The organism is Tolumonas osonensis (assembly GCF_014202415.1).
Taxonomy (GTDB): Bacteria; Pseudomonadota; Gammaproteobacteria; order Enterobacterales; family Aeromonadaceae; genus Tolumonas; species Tolumonas osonensis.
On sequence record NZ_JACHGR010000006.1, the window covers coordinates 130,140 to 151,583 of the forward strand.

Sequence of the window (21,444 nt, forward strand, 5' to 3'; positions counted from 1 at the left end):
CGCAGATTTCAGGCAGGGACTACAATAAATGCTGGATAAACAATAAATGACAGCGCTGTAACAAAACTGTCATCTAGGCTCTTTAGAATAGCGACACTCTAAAATGGAGTTGAGGTCTTCATGTCAACAGAATCGATTAATCTGACGATGGCCGGTAGCCGTAAGCGGCGCGCCAAAGATCGTCTTGCCAGTGTCGGCGTTACCACCGGGGGTATTCTGGTGCTGGTAGCGCTGCTGCTGATTTTTTTCTATCTGCTCTACGTCGTTAAACCTATTTTCTCCGGTGCGTCACTGGAGCCGGCTGCTTCGTTGCAGGTTCCGGTACAAGGAACGACCGCGATGCTGGGTACCGATGAGCAGAATCAACTGGGTTATCGTTTCAGCCAGCAGGGGGATGTTGATTTCTTCTCTCTGGATCCGGCTTCCGGCCATCAGGCGGGCAGTGTGTTACTGCATCAGACCTTGGCGGATAACGCTACCGCCGTTGCTCATACTTCCATGGGTAAGCCGCTGGTGATTTATGGGCTGGCAAATGGTCAGGCAAATGCGATCCAGCCTGAATTTGTCGCTACCTATCCGGAAGGGCAGAAACGGGTTACTCAGGCTACGCTCAAATATCCGCTGGGTGAAGCGCCGATCGTACTGGATCAGGACGGTCATGCCATCACACATCTGGCCTATGAAGCCAAATCAGACAAACGTGTATTTGCTTTTGCTACTGAAACTGGCGTGCAGTTGCTGGTTCAGGCTGGTGAAGAAAACTTTTTGTCTGGTGAAGTCGAGTGGGGTAGTAATTACTACCGTCTGCCAGAAATCACCGGCAACATTGATCAGCTGATCCTGACCCCGGGTCTGGATGTCCTGCTGGTTCGCGTAGGCAACCTGCTGTCGATCTATAACATTGCCATGCCGGACAATATCACGCTGAAAGCCTCATTGCAGGTGAATGCGCAGCATGCCAATGTGACCAATATTTCACTGTTGAGCGGTGCGTCTTCGCTGCTGGTGGCGAATGACAATGGGGTGATCTCCCAGTGGTTTGAAGTGCTGAAAGACGGCACACGCAGTTTCATGTCGATCCGTGAGTTCCAGGCTGATCAGTCTGTTCGCGCGCTGGCACCGGAACACAGCCGTAAAGGTTTCGCGACGTTATCAGGTGATAACCATATCGAGCTGTTCTACACCACCAATCATGCCCGTCTGTATGCAGAAAATCTGGGTAGCGGGAAGATGGACGCGATTGCGCTGTCGCCGCGTAACTCGGCATTACTGATCCAGCAGGAAGATAAATTCCACGTATACCGTGTGCACAACGAACACCCGGAAGTGGGTTGGACCGCGCTGTGGAGCAAAGTCTGGTACGAAGGCTATCCGGAACCTCAGTTCGTGTGGCAGTCCACCTCTGCGTCTGACGATTTCGAACCGAAGCTGAGTCTGGTGCCACTGGCATTCGGTACGCTGAAAGCGGCGTTCTATGCCATGCTGTTTGCGGTGCCTATTGCGCTGGCCGGCGCTATCTATGCAGGCTACTTCATGTCTGCCGGGATGCGTACCTTCGTCAAACCAACCGTTGAAATCATGGCGGCACTGCCGACCGTTATTCTCGGTTTCCTGGCGGGTCTGTGGCTGGCACCGGCGATTGAAGAAAATCTGCCGGGTATCGTGCTGATGCTGGTCTCCTTGCCACTGGGTATCCTGCTGGCCGGGATGGGCTGGAATGCCTTACCGCGCCGCATCAAGGAACGTTTGCCGGAAGGCTGGCACGCGCTGATCCTGGTACCGGTAGTGGTGCTGATTGGCTGGGGTTGCGTGGAACTGAGCCCGATCATCGAAAACCATTTCTTTGACGGTAACGTGCGCGGTTTTATTACCAATGATATCGGTATCCGTTTCGACCAGCGTAACTCCCTGGTGGTGGGTATCGCCATGGGCTTTGCCGTGATCCCGACTATCTTCTCCATTGCAGAAGACGCGGTGTTCTCTGTACCGAAGCATCTGACACAGGGCTCGCTGGCACTGGGTGCAACCCCATGGCAGACCTTAAGCCGTGTTGTGATCCTGACTGCCAGTCCGGGTATCTTCTCGGCTGTCATGATGGGTCTGGGTCGTGCGGTCGGTGAAACCATGATCGTACTGATGGCGACCGGTAACACCCCGATCATGAACATGAGTATTTTTGAAGGCTTACGTACGCTGGCGGCGAATATCGCAGTGGAAATGCCGGAATCGGAAGTGGGTAGTTCACACTATCGTGTTCTGTTCCTGGCCGCATTTGTACTGTTTGTATTCACCTTTATTTTCAACAGTGTTGCCGAATACATCCGTCAGCGTCTGCGTGACAAATACAGCTCCATGTAATCGGATCAAAGGACGAAAGCAGCATGAAAAAGTGGTTTAAATCAGGCTCTCCCTGGATCTGGATGACAGGCGGTGCGGTGAGTCTCAGTCTGGTTGCCGTTATTGGCCTGCTGATGCTGATTGGCTGGCGTGGTCTGGTCTATTTCTGGCCGCACACCATCTATGAATGGCAGATCAGCCAGAACGGGCAACAGGAAGTCATTATCGGCGAACTCTACGATGAAGAACTGGTACCGAGTGCCCGTATCCGGGCCACCGGGGTAGCGTTACCGGATGACGTCGGCGAAGTCATGAATCGTTACCTGGTGAAAACCGGTAACCGTGAATTCGTACCGCTCGATTTCCGCTGGATCCTGGAAACGGACATCAAGCAACGTTCCGAACCGGCAGACCTGGCCATACTGGAGCGTTCAACCAACGGTAATTTCTACGGCTATATCCAGCGTCTGGTGGTCGATGGCAAACCGTTGGCAGAAGATGTACACAAAGTATTGCCGGAGCATCTGGCCCGCGTTCGTGCCCTGAACGAAGAAGCAGATGATCTGCAAAAAGGGGACATCGGTGCCATCAACTATCAGCTGGAAAAACTGCGCATGAAAGAGCGTAAATTACAGCTGAATAACGAGTGGAACGCTGAAACCGAAAAAGCATTTGCTGAACAGCGTGCTGAATTAGACAAAGAATATCAGGAACTGGAAAAACGCCTGTTTGATCTGCGTGGCCAGGCCAGCCATGACACCTTGATCGTCAAAGACATGCGTGGCATGGAAGTCAGCATCCCGCTGGCCCAGGTGCTCGACTATGCACTGCCGAACCAGATGAACCTGTTCCAGAAAATCGGCCACTGGTTCCACCAGATTGGCAAGTTTGTCAGCGATGAACCGCGTGAAGCGAATACAGAAGGCGGGGTATTCCCGGCGATCTTCGGTACTGTCTTCATGGTGCTGCTGATGACCGTGATTGTGACACCGCTGGGCGTGGTTGCGGCTGTTTACCTGCACGAGTACGCCGGTAAAAACGCGATGACCAAACTGATCCGTATTGCGGTGATCAACCTGGCGGGTGTACCGTCTATCGTATACGGGGTATTTGGTTTAGGCTTCTTCGTTTACATGGTCGGTGGTTCCCTGGATCGTATCTTCTATCCGGAAGCGTCGCCGAACCCGGTATTCGGTACACCGGGCGTGATCTGGTCAGCATTAACGCTGGCGATCCTGACCCTGCCAGTCGTGATTGTGTCTACCGAGGAAGGGTTATCCCGTATACCGAGTGCTGTTCGTCATGGTTCACTGGCACTGGGCGCAACCAAGGCGGAAACCTTGTGGCGCATCGTATTGCCGATGGCGAGTCCGGCGATTATGACCGGTCTGATCCTGGCGATTGCCCGTGCCGCTGGTGAAGTGGCGCCGCTGATGCTGGTTGGTGCCGTGAAACTGGCGCCGACACTGCCGGTAGACGGTAACTTCCCGTTCGTGCATGTGGAACGCAAGTTCATGCATCTGGGTTTCCATATTTTTGACGTCGGTTTCCAGAGCCCGAACGTAGAAGCGGCGCGTCCGCTGGTGTATGCCACCTCGTTCCTGCTGGTCACCGTGATTGTTGGTCTGAACCTGACCGCCATCAGTATCCGTAACCATCTGCGTGAAAAATATCGCGCGCTGGATAACTAATTTACCGCCCTGGATAGAAACTATGATTAACGTAACTCCGACTATCAGTAACAGCGAATCTATTGATCTGGTCAACCTGGCGGAAGATAAAACTGCGCTGGAAGTGAAAGGCCTGGATCTGTATTACGGCAATAAACAGGCTCTGTTTGATGTCAGCATGAAGATCCCGAAAGGGCAGGTGACTGCCTTTATCGGCCCGTCAGGCTGTGGTAAATCAACCCTGCTGCGTTGCATCAACCGTATGAACGATCTGGTGGAAATCTGCCGCATCGACGGTGAAATCCTGCTGCACGGCCAGAATATTTACGACCGCAGCGTGGATGTTGCCGCACTGCGCCGCCGTGTCGGTATGGTGTTCCAGCGTCCGAACCCGTTCCCGAAATCCATCTACGAGAACGTAGTGTATGGTCTGCGTCTGCAGGGCATTAACGATCGCCGCCAGCTGGATGAAGCGGTAGAACGCAGTCTGCGTGGCGCCGCGTTGTGGGAAGAAGTAAAAGATCGTCTGAATGAAAATGCCTTTGGCCTGTCTGGTGGTCAGCAACAACGTCTGGTGATCGCCCGCGCTATCGCGATTGAGCCGGAAGTCCTGCTGCTGGACGAACCAACCTCAGCACTGGATCCAATTTCAACGTTAACCATTGAAGAATTGATTAATGAGCTGAAGAGCAAATACACCGTGGTGATCGTAACGCATAATATGCAGCAGGCAGCACGTGTATCAGATCAGACCGCCTTCATGTATATGGGTGAACTGATCGAATATTGCGACACCAACACTATCTTCACCAAGCCGAAGATGAAGAAAACCGAAGACTACATCACTGGTCGTTACGGTTAATAAGCCCGGGAGGTTAACGTGGAAGTCAACAAACATATTTCCGGTCAGTTCAATACCGAACTGGAAACTATTCGCAGTAGTGTGTTAGCCATGGGCGGCATGGTCGAACAGCAGCTGAGCAATGCGCTGGAAGCGATCCATTCGCAGGATATCGAACTGGCGCGTAACATCGTGGAAACCGATCTCAAAGTGAACGCGATGGAGATCGCGATTGACGAAGAGTGTACCCGTATCATCGCCAAGCGTCAGCCGGCCGCCAGCGACCTGCGTCTGATCCTGATGATCTCCAAAACCGTTACCGACCTGGAGCGGATGGGCGATGTGGCCGACAAACTGGCGCGGATGGTAGTGAAAAACGCCGGCCGTACCCAGCCACCGCTGGTGTCACTTGACAGCATGGGTCGCCTGGCGATCAAAATGCTGCACGACGCCCTGGATGCCTTCGCCCGTATGGACGTGGAAGCCGCGGTGCGCCTGTATCACGAAGATGACAACATCGACCGTCAGTACGAGTCCATCATCCGTGAGCTGATGACCTACATGATGGAAGATCCCCGCACCATCCCGCAGGTGCTGGACGTGCTCTGGGCCGCCCGTTCTATCGAACGTATCGGCGATCGCTGCCAGCATATCAGTGACTACATCATCTACTGCGTCAAAGGCAAAGATGTGCGTCATACCAAAATTGAAGACGTAAACTCACTGGGTTGATAGACCCGGTTCTCCGAAGGGCGCTGTAAGCGCCCTTTGTTTTTTATGTCTTGCAACCGTTTACATTGCTTAACTCTCCATCAACCCGCTGCCGCAAAGATAAAACTAATGGTCTATGGATATTGACCTGTATACAATATCAGCCGCACAAAAGACCGATCATTAAATTACAGCAATCGGCAAAACTGAGTTACAGGGAAGCTTATGAGTATTTTAGTCACAGGTGGTGCGGGTTACATCGGCAGTCACACCACAGTTGAACTGTTAAATGCCGGCTATGATGTGGTTATCGTCGATAACTTCTGCAATTCACATCCCGAAGTCCTGAACCGTATTGCGGCATTGACCGGTAAACAGCCGGTGTTTTATGAAGCGGATGTCCGCGATGCCGCAGCACTGAGCAATATCTTCAGCCAGCATAAAATCGAATCAGTGATCCACTTTGCCGGCCTGAAAGCAGTCGGTGAGTCGACCCGTCTCCCTCTCAAGTATTATCAGAACAACATTGCGGCCACGCTGACCCTATGCGAGGTGATGCAGCAGCACAACGTATTCGATCTGGTATTCAGTTCTTCCGCGACCGTCTACGGTGATCCGCACGCGGTACCGATCAACGAAAGCTTCCCACTGTCAGCGACCAACCCGTATGGCCGCTCCAAATTGATGGTGGAAGAAATTCTGCGTGACGTGACAAAAGCCGAGCCTCGCTGGGGTATCGTATTGCTGCGTTACTTCAACCCCGTTGGTGCTCATCCATCAGGCACGATGGGGGAGGATCCGAACGGTATTCCCAACAATCTGCTGCCGTTTATCAGCCAGGTGGCCATTGGCCGCTTACCACAACTCTCCGTATTTGGTAACGACTACGCAACCCCGGATGGCACCGGCGTACGTGATTACATCCACGTGGTGGATCTGGCGATTGGTCATATCAAAGCCATCGAACGCATCAAACGTGAACGCGGCGTGCTGACTTACAACCTCGGCACCGGGCAGGGGTATTCCGTACTGGAAATGATCACGGCATTTGAACAGGCTGCCGGTAAAAAGATCGCCTATCAGATCGTCGACCGACGCCCGGGCGATATCGCCGAATGCTGGGCCGATCCGAGCTACGCTGCAAATGATTTAGGCTGGAAAGCCGAGCGTACCTTACAGGATATGATGCAGGACACCTGGCGCTGGCAATCAAAAAATCCTAACGGATATAAAGAGTAATCATTGAGTTATAGACCAGAAAGGCTACTCGTTTGTTGAGTGGCCTTTCCCACAATTCAAATACCTATCCGCACTGTGGCAGTGGTAAGCCAGGGGCGGTAGCGTGTGAAAAATTCAGCATCCCCCCTTTATTAATACGAATTATTATCACCCACAGTTAATTTTGAGTGAATCATGAATAACAAAGAATTCCCGCAACAAGCCAACATGCCTTATCCATACCCAATGCCTTATCAGGACAATGATGAAATTGATCTGATTGAATTGTTCCGTACACTCTGGAAACAAAAGGCGAAAATTGCACTGATTACAGCTGCAACCACAGTGGCCGCCGGGATTTATGCGTTTACGGCGGAAGAGGTGTGGACGTCGAAAGCTGTGATTGCAGCGCCGAAAGCTTCCGATATAGGGGAATTCTATCAACTGGCACAGAATCTGGAACGTAATGCGCCAATGATTACGACACCTGATGGTGTACAGATTAAAACGGAAGATACTAAACCACTACAGCTCAATAACTTGCGCAGTAGCTTATTTAATGATTTCAGGAGAGAACTGGAATCAGAAAATGAAAGAAGAAGTTTTGTAGCGTCAACCGATTATTATCGGGAAAAAATCAAAGACAAGTCAGAGCGCGATCAGAAATTAGTGTTGCAAGATATAATAGAAGAAAATATCAGCTATACAGCCGCAGATGGCAAAAAAATAAAATTCGATACGATTACTTTCTCTGCTAATACCGCAGAAAAAGCGCAATCTCTGCTACAGCAATATATGGTTTCATTAAATAAAAAGGTAATTAAAAATAATGAAGCAGAGTTAAATATATTGTTGAATAAATTCCGACAGGATCTCAGCGTAGAAGCGAAAACCCTGGCAAATAATGCTGAAGATCAATTAAAGATAGAGATTAATACTGTTGCCTCTGCATTAGCACAGGCAAAAGGAATGAATCAGACGGAACCTTCTGCAAACTTACCGGCAGAAATCAATAATGCCACTATGTATCTTTTGGGTAGTAAGGCATTATCAGCGAAATTGGCTCTTTTGCAGGCTTCTGAACCTGTTTTTCCGAGTCGCTATTTTGAAGTTCAGCAACAATTAAAATCTTTGAATGCGATTAAAATGGTTTCTACAGGGGGTAAAACGTTTACTTATATAGATGAGCCGAGTGAGCCTGTTATTAAAGACAAACCAAAAAAAATCATCATTATTGTCGTCGGATTGTTTGTGGGATTATTGTTTGGTTTGACCTATGCGTTTTTTTCAACATTGTTTGATAAAAATAGTCAGCAAAGAAATTAGAGATTATAGATGGTTTATATTTAGTCTATTCATTGCTTTTTATCTTGAAGGGTTTAACTATGTCTCTACGTGATTTTGATGTTGATTTTATTATTACATGGGTTGATGGTAATGATAAAAAATGGCAAAAAGAGTTGACTAAAAATAAATATGGTGCAGATGATTACTCCACGCTTGATTTAAGATATCGCGATATGGGTATTTTAAAGTACTGGTTTAGATTTGTCGAAATGTATGCACCTTGGGTAAGAAAGGTTTTCTTTGTTACGGAAGGGCATGTCCCGGAATGGTTGAATCTAGATAATCCAAAATTAGTCCATGTAAAACATAAAGATTACATACCAGGTGAATATTTGCCTGTCTTTAGCTCTCATCCTATAGAAATAAATTTTCATAGAATAGAAGGTTTATCAGAACGCTTTGTTTATTTTAATGACGATATGTTTTTATTGAAAAGTGTCGATAAAGATCTATTTTTTGATAAGAAGGGATTGCCTCGTGATGCTGCGGTCATGAATGCTATTTCTGGGGATAAGTTAACCCATATCGCAATGAATAATATAGAACTTATCAATTCTGTATTCTCTAAACATAGTGTAATTAAACGTAATTTATTCAAGTGGTTTAATTGTAAGTATGGAAAAGAAAACATTAGAAATATTCTTCTTATGCCTTGGCCACAGTTCACCGGTTTTTTGGATTTCCATTTGCCAAATGCTTATCTTAAACAAACATATATAGATGTTTGGGATAAGTTTAATGAGAAAATGGAGAAAACCAGTGCGTCTAAATTTAGATGTTCTGATGATATTAATCAATATATTTTTAGATATTGGCAGTTGGTTTCTGGAAAGTTTTCTCCAGTTGCTAAACAAAGATTAGGTGTATACGCTGAACTATCAAATAAAAATAATGATATTATTGATATCATAAAAAATGATAGATTTTTCATGGCTTGTTTTAATGATGCTGATGTTGAGAATTTTGAAGAGTTCAAGGTTATTTTAAGTTCCGTATTAGAAAAAAAAGCGCCAAATAAATCATCATTTGAGAAATAAAATTGTCTAATTTAAAGAAAAATATTTCACTTTTAGGTCTGATACAAATTGTCCAATTTGTTATTCCACTATTTCAATTACCTTATTTATCTAGGGTTGTTGGCATTGATTCATTTGGTCTATATATGTTTGCTGTATCGTTATTATATGCAGCTACAATAATTGGAGATTTTGGTTTAGGTGTATATCTCCCCCAGAAGGTTGCATTAAATCAAAATAACAAAGATGAATTAAGTAAGATTTTCTGTGGAACATCATGCATTAAGTTTGTTCTCTGTTTTCCTGCAATTGGTATATATATGTATATATCCAGTTTATATAATGGGAGTGAGGTGTCAGGTCTATTTTTCTTGTTAATGATTTTAGGTTTATGTGGTAATATTTTTTCACTCGCGTGGTTGTTTCAGGGATGTGAGGATTTAAAATATTATGCTTATCTCAACTTGATTGTTAAGTTTTTAGGTATGGGGGCGGTTTTTTTATTTGTCAAATCACCTTTGGATATTGAGGTGTTAGCTTTTGTTTTTTCATTACAATTTTTTTTTATTGCAATAATATCCCACTTAATAGCATTCCGTCGGTATAACCTGAGTATTATTCGACCAGATTTTTTATATCTTAAAGATTTAATCCGAATTAGTGCGGGCTATTTTGTATCTAGAGTTTTTGTTTCTTTATATACAGTATGTGGTTCTGTGTATCTTGGCGTTTATGGTTCTGCTCAGCAAATTGCTTTCTATGGAGCGGCAGAACAATTGTATAAAGCGGGACAACAAGTTTTTTTCCCCTTTAGTCAAGCTTTATATCCATATATGGTAAGAACAAAAAATTATATGGTTTTATATAAGGTTATAATGATTTGTTTGTGCATTGCTTGCTCTGGTGCGTTATTCGGCTTTTTTGCAGGAAAAGAAATTCTAAATATTATATTTGGTTTAGAGTTTGAAAAAGCGTTTCAAGTGTTAAATGTATTTATGATAATTATTATTATAAGTAGTATCTCTCTGATTATTGGATATCCTGCATTATCACCTCTAGGTTTGGGTAGCAAGGTTAATATAAGTGTTGTTGGTGGTGGTTTAATTCAATTGATTATGCTTGGTGTGATAACTTTTTCAATTGAAGAAAAAACTGCTGTGATAGTTGCTTTGTCTATATTGATTTGTGAATTATTTGTTTTCATGTTCAGAGGATATTTTTTTGTTAAAAAGGTTTTATTAAAATGATTTGCAAATCAAGAAGTAAACTTTTTAAATTACTTTTAACGTTATTTTCGTTTCTTGGGTTGTTTTTGTCCTCTAGTGGTTTTGAAGTATTTAAAGCTGGAGGAGCGAGGCCCGAGAATATAGAGTATTCTATTGAGCCTTATGAAGGCGTTTTAAATTACATGACACCGTTGTGGGTTATGCTGGGGATTGTTTTATTTATTTTATTTATATGCAATTTAAAGTTTAGTGTTTATAGGTTAAATAAGTTTTTCTTGTTTTTAGCTTTGTTGGTTTTCTATCTTTTTTTATCGGTTTCTTGGTCTATTTACCCAAAAACATCATTAAATAATGCCGTGCTAATATTATGTTTTGCTTTGTTTTCATTTATGCATGTATGGGTTTCTGGTACACGTAGAGCTATAATGGACATTGAGCATTTTTTGTTTTTTGTAGTTCTTTTATCTTATTTTATGGTTTTTTTTATGCCAACTTATGGATTGGCTGTTGGTCGTCACGAGGGCTTTTGGCAAGGAGTGTTTTCTCATAAGAATAATTTAGGTGTTACGTGTAATATGGCTTTGGTATTTTTTCTTATCAATAAAAATGTGTGTTCTATATTGTATTGGTCTAAATTGGTTCTTGTATTCTTTTTATTAATAATGAGTGGATCCTATACGGCTATATTTACAGCATTTTTAATTTTGTTCTTTTTTGCTGCAATGAAAATAAAGTTAAGCAAGAATATAATTATGTTTGCAGTGTTTTCCATTTTGTTTTTTGGGTTTTTTGCTGTATTTATATCTCAATCTGGCTTGGGTTTTAATATTTTTGGTAAAGGTACGGACTTTTCTAGTCGAAATCTTATATGGGGATTTGTAATAAATCGATTTCTTGAGCGCCCTATATTAGGATATGGTTTGGCAACATTTCAAGAGCTTGCTAAGCAGGAACATGAAATAATTAGGTTGTATGTGGGTGAGGTTGTAAATAATACACATAATGGTTTTTTAGATTCATTGCTTAACTTGGGTATGATAGGTTTTTCCCTGTCTCTCATTTTTTTATTTATCACTCCTTATTTAAATAGAACTAGTGGATGCTTTAATGTTTCTGTTTTAATGTGTTTGGTTTTTATTGTTAACAATAGTTTTGAATCTCGTTTTTTTGTTTTTGGTCATCTTCTTTATGTTTATTTTTATTGTTTTTTTATTGGTGTTAAATCCCGAATAAATAAGAAAAAGCTCCAGGTGGATAATAATGTCTAAATTAGTCTTTGTTCATTTATATAATGATCGTAGCGGCAGTCCTAAGGTCCTATCTCAAGTAATTAATGCTACTTGTCGCCGAGGGTATTCGGCCGAATTATTAACGAGCTATAATCCAGATGGTGTCCTCAATGGTTTGCCCATTAGTCAGAAAAATATATTTTATAGGCGCTCAGAAAATAAAATAATTACACTTATATATTATATAATTTCCCAGCTTTTATTGTTTTTAAACTGTTTGAGGTATTTTAGACAAGATGTTGTTTTTTATGTGAATACACTTATGCCGTTTGGTGCCGCTGTGGCTGCATGGATCATGCGGAAACCGGTGATTTATCATATTCACGAAACATCAATAAAACCAAAAATATTGAAAAGCTTTCTGCGATTTATTGTTAATTTAACAGCAACAAAAATTATTTTTGTATCAGACTTCTTAAAGAACGAAGAGTCTTTTTTCAATAAAGAGCAATTTGTTGTATATAATGCTATTAATGTTGATAGTGTGTTAATTTCACCAGAAAAAAAAGATGATAAATTTAATGTTCTAATGGCTTGCTCATTAAAAACATATAAAGGTGTTTTAGAATATATTTCTATTGCGAAACACTTTGTTGAAAATAAAGAATTTGATTTCTATTTGGTTTTGAATGCAGATTCAAAAGAAATTAATGTATGGTTTAATGATGTTTCTGTTCCTCCGAATGTTAAACTTTTTTCTAGACAGACAGATATGACTTCTTTTTATGCCAAGAGTCATCTTTTATTAAATCTCTCGCGTCCTGATGAATGGATTGAAACATTTGGATTAACTATTTTAGAAGGTATGTCTTTTGGGCTTCCTGTTATTGTTCCTCCTGTTGGTGGACCAGTAGAAATAGTGGAGAATGAACGCGAAGGATATTTAATTTCATGCTATGAAACTCAAAGAGTTGTCGACTCGATTAAAAAAATGGCGGCTGATTCTGAGTTGTATAATTACTTTTCTAATAACGCTATAGCTAAGGCTAATTTTTTTAGTCTCAGTGAGTTTGAAAAAAATATAATTGATATTATTGATTTGTAAGGTGTTGTCAATGTCGAAAAAAAAACTATCTATACTTGGCATTCGAGGTATTCCTGCTGCTCATGGTGGTTTTGAAACTTTTGCTGAATATCTTGCTCTCTATCTGAAAGACCGTAATTGGCAAGTTAGTGTTTATTGTCAGGAAGATGAAGGCGAGTGGCATGAAACAACCTGGAATGGTATCCGTCTTATACATGTGCCGGTTAAAACTCAAGGTGCACTAGGTACTATTATTTTTGATTTAAAAACAGTATTGCACTCTTTAAAAAATAAAGATTTACTTCTGACTCTGGGGTATAACACAGCAATTTTTAATTTTCTGCATTGGGCACTTCGCCGGAAAAATATCATCAATATGGATGGTATTGAATGGAAACGTGAAAAATGGGGAAAAGTTGCTAAAGCATGGTTCTGGATCAATGAGCGTTTAGGTTGTTGGTTTGGCAGTCATTTAATTGCTGATCATCCACGTATTGAAGATCATCTGGCAACCCGTGTGCGGCGAGACAAGATCACGATGATTCCTTATGGCGCCCGTCATATCACCGAAGCAAATGAAGCTATATTGGCTGATTATCATTTGCAACCAAGCCAATATTTGATTCTCATTGCCCGTGCGGAACCGGAAAATTCTATTTTAGAAGTAATAGAGGCTTTTTCCCGTTTCCCAAGAGGGAAGAAACTGGTTGTGTTAGGTAATTATAAACCTGAATCAAATGAATATCATAAGAAAGTAATGGCAGCAGCCAGCGCTGAAGTGATCTTTCCTGGTGCAATTTATGATGCTGATAAGGTCGCTGCGTTGCGTTTTTATGCATTAGCTTATATACATGGCCATCGGGTAGGGGGAACTAATCCTTCATTGGTTGAGGCGCTTGGTGCAGGTAACGCCATTCTGGCACATGACAATCATTTTAACCGCTGGGTTGCTGGTGATGCGGGCATTTATTTTTCTGATGTTAACAGTTGTGCGACGGCGATTGAGCGATTATGTGCTGAATCGGATTTAGTTGAGAATTTGCAATCATCTGCTCAGAAAATATTTTCATCCCGCTTTACATGGCAACAGATCCTTCAGCAATATGAAACATTGCTGTCTGATTGGGATAATCGTTAATTATTACTGACTTCCGGTGTTAGATCAGCTGATTACAAAGTGTATCAGGCGTTTTTTCTTGGATTAAAGAAAGTCTATGTCTCAGAAATTTAAAGGACTCACCGAACGTTACCCGGCACAGCTAATCATGCCTGTGGTTGATATTTTAGCTGTGATTAGCGGCTGTATTTTTGCCCACTGGTGGCGTTTTGGCCATTTCAATTTGCCGGAGCGATTTGTATTGGCGATGGCATTGTTGTCATTGCTAATTGTAGTTTTAAATAGTGCGTTTGGAGCTTATCAGCGCTGGCGAGTAAAGAGAGTAACAACACTGACATTCCGGCTATTAATAGTGTGGGTGATAGTTGCCATGCTGGCGACGTCAATTATCTATTTTACTCATACATCGTACCGCTATTCCCGTTTATGGGTGGGGTTATCGCTACTTATTTCGTTTTTTATGGCAGCGGGTGTCAGAGTACTTGTTCAGTTATTTCTCCGACATATTCGTATTAAGGGATTCGCAACACGATCGGTATTCCTGATTGGTCCTGGGGAAAATATTACTTCTGTCGGGAAAAGTATGCGTGGAAGTCCAGCCGAAGGGTATGTTCTGGCTGGAATTCGGCGTATTAAAAACAGACTGACTGCCGATGAGCTAGACAGATTAGCCGAAAGGATCACTGAATCTGGTGCACAGGAAGTCTGGCTATGCATGTCAATCGCGTGTGCCAATGATATCCGCGATTTTATGTATGCATTGCGGAATCACACTGCTGAAGTCCGTTTTATTCCTGATTTTGGTGGCATTAACATGCAACTGCTTAATCATCGGATCAGTGAGGTTGCCGGGCTTTATTCTATCGACTTGAGTGTTTCTCCGATCAGTGGTGTTGCCCGGTTTGTGAAACGACTGGAAGACCTGATTATTGGATCAATAATCTGTCTGCTGATTTCTCCGGTGTGTTTGGCCATTGCTTTGGCTATTAAGCTGACATCACCAGGACCGGTGCTGTTTAAACAATACCGTACGGGGGTAAACGGCAAGAGTTTTAAAGTCTACAAATTCCGTTCCATGAAAGTGCACCAGGAAACGGCAGGCTCCGTTACTCAGGCAACCAAAGGAGACTCGCGGATTACACCAATTGGCAATTTTCTGCGCCAAACTTCGCTGGATGAATTACCCCAGTTCTTTAATGTGATACAGGGCAGAATGTCGATTGTCGGACCCCGTCCGCACGCCTTGGCACATAATGAATATTATAAAGATCTTGTTGAATCCTACATGAAGCGCCATAAAGTCAAACCTGGAATCACCGGCTGGGCGCAGGTGAATGGTTTCCGGGGAGAAACGGATACGCTGGATAAAATGGAAAAACGTGTTCGTTATGACCTCTGGTATATCGACAACTGGTCATTGTGGCTTGACCTGAAGATTATTTTTCTGACTATTTTTAAAGGCTTTATTAATAAGAACGCCTATTAGTCATATCGCTGATGGTGATGTGATTTTTTAGCACGGTAATAGTTTACTGTAAGGGATTATATGCCAGTAACACATTATACACAGCGAATCTTCTGGATAACGCTTGGTCTCTATTCTCTGTTTGGTATGCACTTTTTTATGCATAATCAGGGTGGTCATAGTTTGTATCTGCCATTTAATATGGTGGGCTGGGCGTTTGTCTCGGTATTGATTGGTATCGGTATCTGGCATCTGACGCTGATAAAACAGCTGACTTTTTCGCGAACCCAGCTCTGGTTTCTGGTCGGGTTTGCGATTTTATTGCTGCCGTTTCTGAACCCACAGGCAGAATGGAATGCGTCTGCTCAGCCGCGTTTTCTGGCTATTGCGGCTGGTCTGCTACTGTTTTTTGCACTGTCGCAGTTTCAGTTTTCAGAAAAACAGCGCCATAATCTGTTGTATCTGTTACTGGGTGCCGTAGCAATCGAAGCGGTATACGGACTGGTTCAATTCTTCATTCTGAAAGATGGTAATTGGTTTGGCTATAATATTAAAGTGAATCGCCCTTATGGTATTTTTCAGAAGGATACTGTTTTTTCCAGTTTTTTAGCTGTTGGTATTGCGTTATCTCTTTATTTACAGCGCTGGGATAATTCGTTCTATTCTTCTAAATGGAAAAAATTGTTAATTGCCTTTGTTCTGTTTTCGGCTACATTTTTATTGGTTCAGGTTCAGTCTAGAGCTGGGGCATATGGCGGTATTCTGGTCGCTTTAGTTTTTTTCCCTATTCTTTGGATGTTCAATAAGCGTTTTTTCTGGAATTCATTCCTGCTTGTTGCTTTCGGTTTATTTTTTGCTCTGATGTTTTTTCATTCAGCAAGAGGAGAAACAGAAAGTTATTATATGAACGCGTTTTATCGCATCGTATATTGGAAACAAGTGTTAAAAATGTTTTCAGATGCCCCGTTTTTGGGGTATGGCTACGGTGGATTTGAATATAATTTTTTACACGCTTATCGTGCGCCAGGTGTACCACCTGTTGATTATGACCCTATAGGAAATGCGCTGGATCATCCGCATAATGAAGTGATGTTCTGGCTTCTGGAAGGTGGACTGGTTGCAGTGATCGGGTTGCTGGTTTTTGCTGCCGGCTATATCCGTTCATTATTTAAATGTGCTGGTTGGGCTAAACGCCTTTCGTTGCTGGCACTGGTGTTGCCGCTGCTGTTCCATTCTATGGTGGAGTATCCGTTTTACCACTCTGTTGCGCATTTCTTCCTGTTTATTGTCTTTCTCTGGCTGGCCGATGCCGAAAGTGGTCTGCAGAAAGCGTATGCCTGTTCATACTGGTTTCTTGCCCGTGTAGTTGCCATTCTCATTCCGCTGATTGTGGTGCCTTTTATGCTAACAGGGCTGCAGACAGCTTATGTGCTGACACAATATGACCGTACGAAAGACAAAAATCCGCAGATGCTGGAGCAGATCATTAATCCGCTACCTTGGATGATGATGTATGAATTCCAGATGCGTAGTGTGCAATTGACCTTCTCTGCGGCCATGCACGATAAAGCTGGATTGGAAAGTTATGTTGAGTGGGCGAAAGCGTTCCTGCATAACACGCCACGGGCAGTAGTTTACAGCCGGCTGGTTTATGCCTTGCAGTTGTTAAATGACAAAGAGCAGGCACAGTTCTGGCTGGATGAAGGCAAGCGGGTTTTCCCCCGGGCTGAGTTTTTGCAGAAAATGTCACTTTCTGCCGGATCAGCGGCATCTGGTACAAAATAAAACATATTGTGGTGATTAAATTGAAAAAAATAATGATAACCGGTGCCTATGGTCAGGTCGGTTTTTGTCTGACGCAGCAGGCTCAGGCAAATGGCTGGGATGTGCTGGCGATAGACAGAGATAAACTGGATATCACCGCTCCGCAGGCAGTCAGAGCGCTGGTCAACGAGTTTCAGCCGAATGTCATCATTAACGCGGCTGCCCATACTGCTGTCGATAAGGCAGAAACAGAAATTGATGTTTCTTATGCAATTAATCGTGATGGCCCCAAATATCTGGCGGAAGCGGCTGCTTCAATCGATGCGGCGATACTGCATATATCTACGGACTATGTGTTTGCCGGTGATAAAAACGGTATCTACAGCGAAGCTGATCCTATAGCACCGCAAGGTGTTTACGGTGCCAGCAAATTAGCCGGCGAAGAAGCTGTTATTGCGGCTAATCCTAAACATATCATTTTACGCACTGCCTGGGTATTTGGTGAGCATGGCAATAATTTTGTCAAAACCATGCTGCGTTTAGGATCACAACGTGATCAGCTGGGTATTGTCGCTGATCAGTTTGGCGGTCCAACCTATGCTGGTGATATTGCTGCGGCTTTATTACTGATAGCTGAAAAAGCCGTGACTGCACCACAAACGGTTAGCTGGGGTGTGTATCACTTTGCCGGTGAGCCACATGTGAACTGGCATCAGTTTGCACAGGCTATTTTTGATAAAGCAGTGGAACAGCAGTTATTGGTAAAATCGCCGCAACTGAATGCCTTAACCACAGCTGATTACCCGACACCGGCAAAACGTCCGGCGAACTCGCGTCTGGATTGTCGTAAAATTTTCACTGAGTTTGGTATTCAACCAAGTGACTGGCACAAAGCACTGGAAAATATAACCGCTTACGCGCCGCAATAAATAGTAAAAGGATAGAATAAGTAATGAAAGGTATTATTCTGGCAGGTGGCAGTGGCACCCGTCTGCACCCGGCAACCATGGCGATCAATAAACAACTGTTGCCTGTTTACGATAAGCCGATGATTTATTACCCGTTAAGCACCCTGATGCTGGCCGGGATCAAAGAGATTTTACTGATCAGTACGCCGCGTGATCAGGAGAGTTACCAGCGTCTGCTGGGTGATGGTCATCAGTGGGGTATTCATATTGAGTACGCTATTCAGCCAAGTCCGGATGGCTTAGCGCAGGCATTTATCATTGGTGAACAATTTATCGGTAATGATTCAGTTTGTCTGGTGCTGGGTGACAACATTTTCCATGGCCATGGTCTGGCGGAGACATTGCAACAGGCGGCTGCTCGCACGGAAGGTGCGACCGTTTTCGGTTACTACGTGCAGGATCCGGAACGTTATGGCGTGGTGGAGTTCAATGCCGAAGGGCAGGCCATTTCTATTGAAGAAAAGCCGCTTAAGCCGCGTTCTAACTATGCCGTCACCGGATTGTATTTCTATGACAATCAGGTGGTTGAAATCGCCAAAAATGTGAAACCTTCGGCGCGTGGCGAGCTGGAAATCACCGATGTGAACAATGTTTATCTGCAGCGTCAGCAGCTGCGCGTAGAACGTATGGGCCGTGGTTGTGCCTGGCTGGATACCGGTACCCATGATTCGCTGCTGGATGCCTCTATCTTTATGCGTGTTCTGGAAAAACGTCAGGGTCAGAAAGTCGCCTGTCCGGAAGAAACCGCTTATCGCATGGGCTTCATTACTGCCGAGCAGCTGCATGAACTGGCGAAACCGCTGGTGAAAAGTGGTTATGGTGCTTATCTGCAACGTATTGCCGATGAAGAAAACTGGGTGAAATAGGGTTGTCCATGAAAATTATTGATACTGCTATTCCTGACGTCAAAATCATTGAACCTGCCGTATTCGGCGATGAGCGTGGTTTCTTTATGGAAACCTGGCAGGAGCAGAAATTTAATGAACTGGTGTGTGAACGCCGGTTTGTACAGGATAACCACTCCAAGTCCCGTCAGGGCATTCTGCGTGGTTTGCATTACCAGACAGAACAGACGCAGGGCAAACTGGTGCGGGTTGTCGCCGGTGAAGTATTTGATGTCGCGGTGGATATTCGCCGTTCCTCACCAACCTTTGGTCAGTGGGTCGGCGTGCTGTTGTCTGCTGAAAACAAGCGTCAGCTCTGGGTGCCGGAAGGGTTTGCGCACGGTTTCTATGTCACCACTGAATCGGCTGAATTCGTTTATAAATGCACTGATTATTATAACCCGTCAGCGGAGCATTCTATTCGCTGGAATGACCCGGATCTGAATATCCAGTGGCCACTGGTTGATGGTCAGCAACCTTCTCTTTCTGCCAAAGATGCGGAAGGCAAGTTATTCAAAGATGCGGTTTATTTCGACTGATTGAGACACTTTTCATGAAAAAATTACTTGTTACCGGCGGTGCCGGTTTTATCGGCGCTAACTTTGTACACTACTGGCTGAAAACCCACCCGGCCGATCGCGTCGTGGTGCTGGATGCGCTGACCTATGCCGGCAATATCGAAACCCTGCGTCCGCTGATGGACAACCCGAATTTCCGTTTTGTGAAAGGGAATATCTGTAATTCTGAACTGGTTGAAATGCTGCTGCGTGATGAGCAGATCGACACGCTGGTGCATTTTGCCGCTGAATCTCATGTAGACCGTTCTATTACCGGCCCGGATGCGTTTATCGAAACCAACATCATCGGCACCCACAGTCTGCTGAAAGCAGCCCGTGCGGTGTGGCTGGCTGATCCGGCGAACCCGTTGCCGCATCGTTTCCATCATGTATCGACCGATGAAGTGTACGGCACACTGGAGCTGACCGATCCGGCTTTCACCGAATCCACCGCGTATGCGCCGAACTCGCCGTATTCTGCGTCTAAAGCAGCCTCCGATCATCTGGTCCGTGCCTATCACCATACTTATGGTCTGCAGGTGACGACCAGTAACTGCTCCAACAACTACGGTTATTACCATTTCCCGGAAAAACTGATCCCGCTGTGCCTGACCAATATTCTGGATAACAAAGCGTTGCCGATTTATGGCGATGGCAAACAGATCCGTGACTGGCTGTTTGTGGAAGATCACTGCCGTGGCATCGAGTTGGTGTTGAATAAAGGTGTGGTGGGGGAAACCTACAATATCGGTGGCGTGAACGAGTGGCAGAACATTGATATTGTGCACCTGATCTGCGAACTGGTTGATGGCGAATTCGCTACCGACAGCGCGCTGGCAGCCCGTTATCCGGCATCACCTTGCGCCAAAGGCGAATCGGCCAAATCACTGATCACCTATGTCACCGATCGTGCCGGCCACGACCGCCGTTACGCTGTGGGTACCGAGAAAATCCAGAGCGAACTGGGTTATCAGCCACAGGAAACCTTCCAGACCGGTATCGCCAAAACCATCAAATGGTATCTGGCCAATGAAAGCTGGTGGCGTCCGCTGAAGAAATAATCGGAAATACATTCTGATTTTTGAAAAGCCTCGGGATGATTTGCTCTCCCGGGGCTTTTTTGTTTTTCGACTATGGCACACTTTTTGATGCACACCTTCCGGGAGTTTTATTTATGGACCTGGAGGTTGTTGCTTATGCTGTTGAATACTTACGAGCAGAATGGACGTTTGTTTAACATGAACTTTATCGAAGAAGCCGGTGCAGGTTTGGCCGGTTATCGTGGCGAGTTGGTGTTAGTGGAGGGTGAGGTAGCGGATGCGGCTGGCCGTCGTAAACCGCCGGTTGCGGTGATAGAACAGACGGTGATGCTCGCAGGTAGTGACAAGATTCAGATGATGAGTGGTCTGGTGCACGAACTGGCCGAGCTGGAACATTTCTTCTCTGGCTACGCCGCAGATGTGGATACAGGCGTGACGCCGCTGTTCTTTGTGGTGAATGCGGCCAAAGAGATGAAAGTGACCATGAATGGGGTGACAGCCGATATTATTCCGCTGCCAGCCGGCCTGGTCTGGACAGAACTCTGTGACCTGCTCGGTCTGGAAAAAGGCGATTTCAAAGGGCAGTCCGCCGGCGAAAAAATCGCGACTGTCGGTGAGGCGTTGAAAGAATTCAAATCCGGTTATAGTGAAGTGACCTGGTCTGATGCGGTACAGGCCGTGACAGCCGCAAAACGGGAAACCCGCGGCGCACTGTGATGCACAAAGTTGCAGAGAGAATCACCCGGAACCCCGGCATGTCAGACATGACGGGGTTTTTTAATAGTCTAACGTCACAAATCTGATTTCTGGCATGACAAAAATGTCTGTTTTGTCGGCTTTGTCGCCAGAACTAAAAAATCTTAATAATGAAAGTGAGTTAAAGCAGCCGTTTGCGGGGAAATGTATATAATAACCGGACAAGAACAGAGTTAGTTTTTGTATAACTCTCATATAAAATAATAGTTGTAGT

Annotated in this window: 18 protein-coding genes; all 18 read left to right on the plus strand. The window is 44.5% G+C overall.

Annotated features, from left to right (window positions below; translation table 11 throughout):
- The first annotated feature begins 120 nt into the window (after window positions 1–120).
- The 18 genes from HNR75_RS09675 (at window position 121) to HNR75_RS09760 (ending at window position 21,191) form a co-directional block, all read left to right on the plus strand.
- Complete coding sequence (locus HNR75_RS09675; RefSeq protein WP_188026772.1) at window positions 121–2,358, plus strand: ABC transporter permease subunit; 2,238 nt, start codon at window positions 121–123, stop codon at window positions 2,356–2,358.
- 23 nt (window positions 2,359–2,381) lie between these two features.
- Window positions 2,382–4,028: a phosphate ABC transporter permease PstA gene (pstA, locus tag HNR75_RS09680; protein ID WP_188026773.1), complete on the plus strand. Its 1,647-nt coding sequence runs from the start codon at window positions 2,382–2,384 to the stop codon at window positions 4,026–4,028.
- 22 nt (window positions 4,029–4,050) lie between these two features.
- Window positions 4,051–4,869: a phosphate ABC transporter ATP-binding protein PstB gene (gene pstB / locus HNR75_RS09685; protein ID WP_188026774.1), complete on the plus strand. Its 819-nt coding sequence runs from the start codon at window positions 4,051–4,053 to the stop codon at window positions 4,867–4,869.
- An 18-nt stretch (window positions 4,870–4,887) separates the two neighbouring features.
- Complete coding sequence (gene phoU, locus HNR75_RS09690) at window positions 4,888–5,580, plus strand: phosphate signaling complex protein PhoU (protein WP_188026775.1); 693 nt, start codon at window positions 4,888–4,890, stop codon at window positions 5,578–5,580.
- A 204-nt stretch (window positions 5,581–5,784) separates the two neighbouring features.
- Entirely contained in the window at window positions 5,785–6,798 is a 1,014-nt protein-coding gene (galE, locus tag HNR75_RS09695) for a UDP-glucose 4-epimerase GalE (RefSeq protein WP_188026776.1), read from the plus strand.
- Between the two features lie 174 nt (window positions 6,799–6,972).
- A complete protein-coding gene (locus tag HNR75_RS09700; RefSeq protein ID WP_188026777.1) occupies window positions 6,973–8,103 on the plus strand; it encodes an LPS O-antigen chain length determinant protein WzzB in 1,131 nt (376 codons plus the stop codon).
- Window positions 8,104–8,162: 59 nt separating this feature from the next.
- Window positions 8,163–9,161 carry a Stealth CR1 domain-containing protein gene (locus tag HNR75_RS09705; RefSeq protein ID WP_188026778.1) on the plus strand — a complete coding sequence of 333 codons (999 nt, stop codon included), beginning with the start codon at window positions 8,163–8,165 and terminating at the stop codon, window positions 9,159–9,161.
- 2 nt (window positions 9,162–9,163) lie between these two features.
- Window positions 9,164–10,387, plus strand: a complete 1,224-nt coding sequence (locus HNR75_RS09710; protein ID WP_188026779.1) for an oligosaccharide flippase family protein — start codon at window positions 9,164–9,166, stop codon at window positions 10,385–10,387.
- On the plus strand, window positions 10,384–11,634 hold the full coding sequence (locus HNR75_RS09715) for an O-antigen ligase family protein (RefSeq protein ID WP_188026780.1): 1,251 nt from the start codon (window positions 10,384–10,386) through the stop codon (window positions 11,632–11,634). Before HNR75_RS09710 ends, HNR75_RS09715 begins: the two co-directional genes overlap by 4 nt.
- Window positions 11,627–12,700: a glycosyltransferase family 4 protein gene (locus HNR75_RS09720; protein ID WP_223157850.1), complete on the plus strand. Its 1,074-nt coding sequence runs from the start codon at window positions 11,627–11,629 to the stop codon at window positions 12,698–12,700. Before HNR75_RS09715 ends, HNR75_RS09720 begins: the two co-directional genes overlap by 8 nt.
- Window positions 12,701–12,710: 10 nt before the next feature.
- Window positions 12,711–13,817 (plus strand): DUF1972 domain-containing protein, encoded by a 1,107-nt coding sequence (locus HNR75_RS09725; RefSeq protein WP_188026781.1) that lies wholly within the window; start codon window positions 12,711–12,713, stop codon window positions 13,815–13,817.
- A gap of 76 nt (window positions 13,818–13,893) precedes the next feature.
- A complete protein-coding gene (locus HNR75_RS09730) occupies window positions 13,894–15,282 on the plus strand; it encodes an undecaprenyl-phosphate glucose phosphotransferase (protein WP_188026782.1) in 1,389 nt (462 codons plus the stop codon).
- A 435-nt stretch (window positions 15,283–15,717) separates the two neighbouring features.
- The gene (locus HNR75_RS09735) at window positions 15,718–17,046 is read left to right on the plus strand and encodes a PglL family O-oligosaccharyltransferase (protein WP_188026783.1); all 1,329 of its coding nucleotides are present in this window, start codon (window positions 15,718–15,720) and stop codon (window positions 17,044–17,046) included.
- Between the two features lie 11 nt (window positions 17,047–17,057).
- Window positions 17,058–17,954 carry a dTDP-4-dehydrorhamnose reductase gene (rfbD, locus tag HNR75_RS09740; protein ID WP_343043272.1) on the plus strand — a complete coding sequence of 299 codons (897 nt, stop codon included), beginning with the start codon at window positions 17,058–17,060 and terminating at the stop codon, window positions 17,952–17,954.
- Between the two features lie 23 nt (window positions 17,955–17,977).
- The gene (rfbA, locus tag HNR75_RS09745; protein WP_188026785.1) at window positions 17,978–18,859 is read left to right on the plus strand and encodes a glucose-1-phosphate thymidylyltransferase RfbA; all 882 of its coding nucleotides are present in this window, start codon (window positions 17,978–17,980) and stop codon (window positions 18,857–18,859) included.
- 8 nt (window positions 18,860–18,867) lie between these two features.
- Window positions 18,868–19,416, plus strand: coding sequence for a dTDP-4-dehydrorhamnose 3,5-epimerase (rfbC, locus tag HNR75_RS09750; RefSeq protein ID WP_188026786.1), 549 nt, complete (start codon window positions 18,868–18,870; stop codon window positions 19,414–19,416).
- Window positions 19,417–19,430: 14 nt separating this feature from the next.
- A complete protein-coding gene (rfbB, locus tag HNR75_RS09755; RefSeq protein WP_188026787.1) occupies window positions 19,431–20,495 on the plus strand; it encodes a dTDP-glucose 4,6-dehydratase in 1,065 nt (354 codons plus the stop codon).
- Between the two features lie 135 nt (window positions 20,496–20,630).
- Window positions 20,631–21,191: a hypothetical protein gene (locus HNR75_RS09760; RefSeq protein ID WP_188026788.1), complete on the plus strand. Its 561-nt coding sequence runs from the start codon at window positions 20,631–20,633 to the stop codon at window positions 21,189–21,191.
- The last annotated feature ends 253 nt before the right edge of the window (window positions 21,192–21,444 follow it).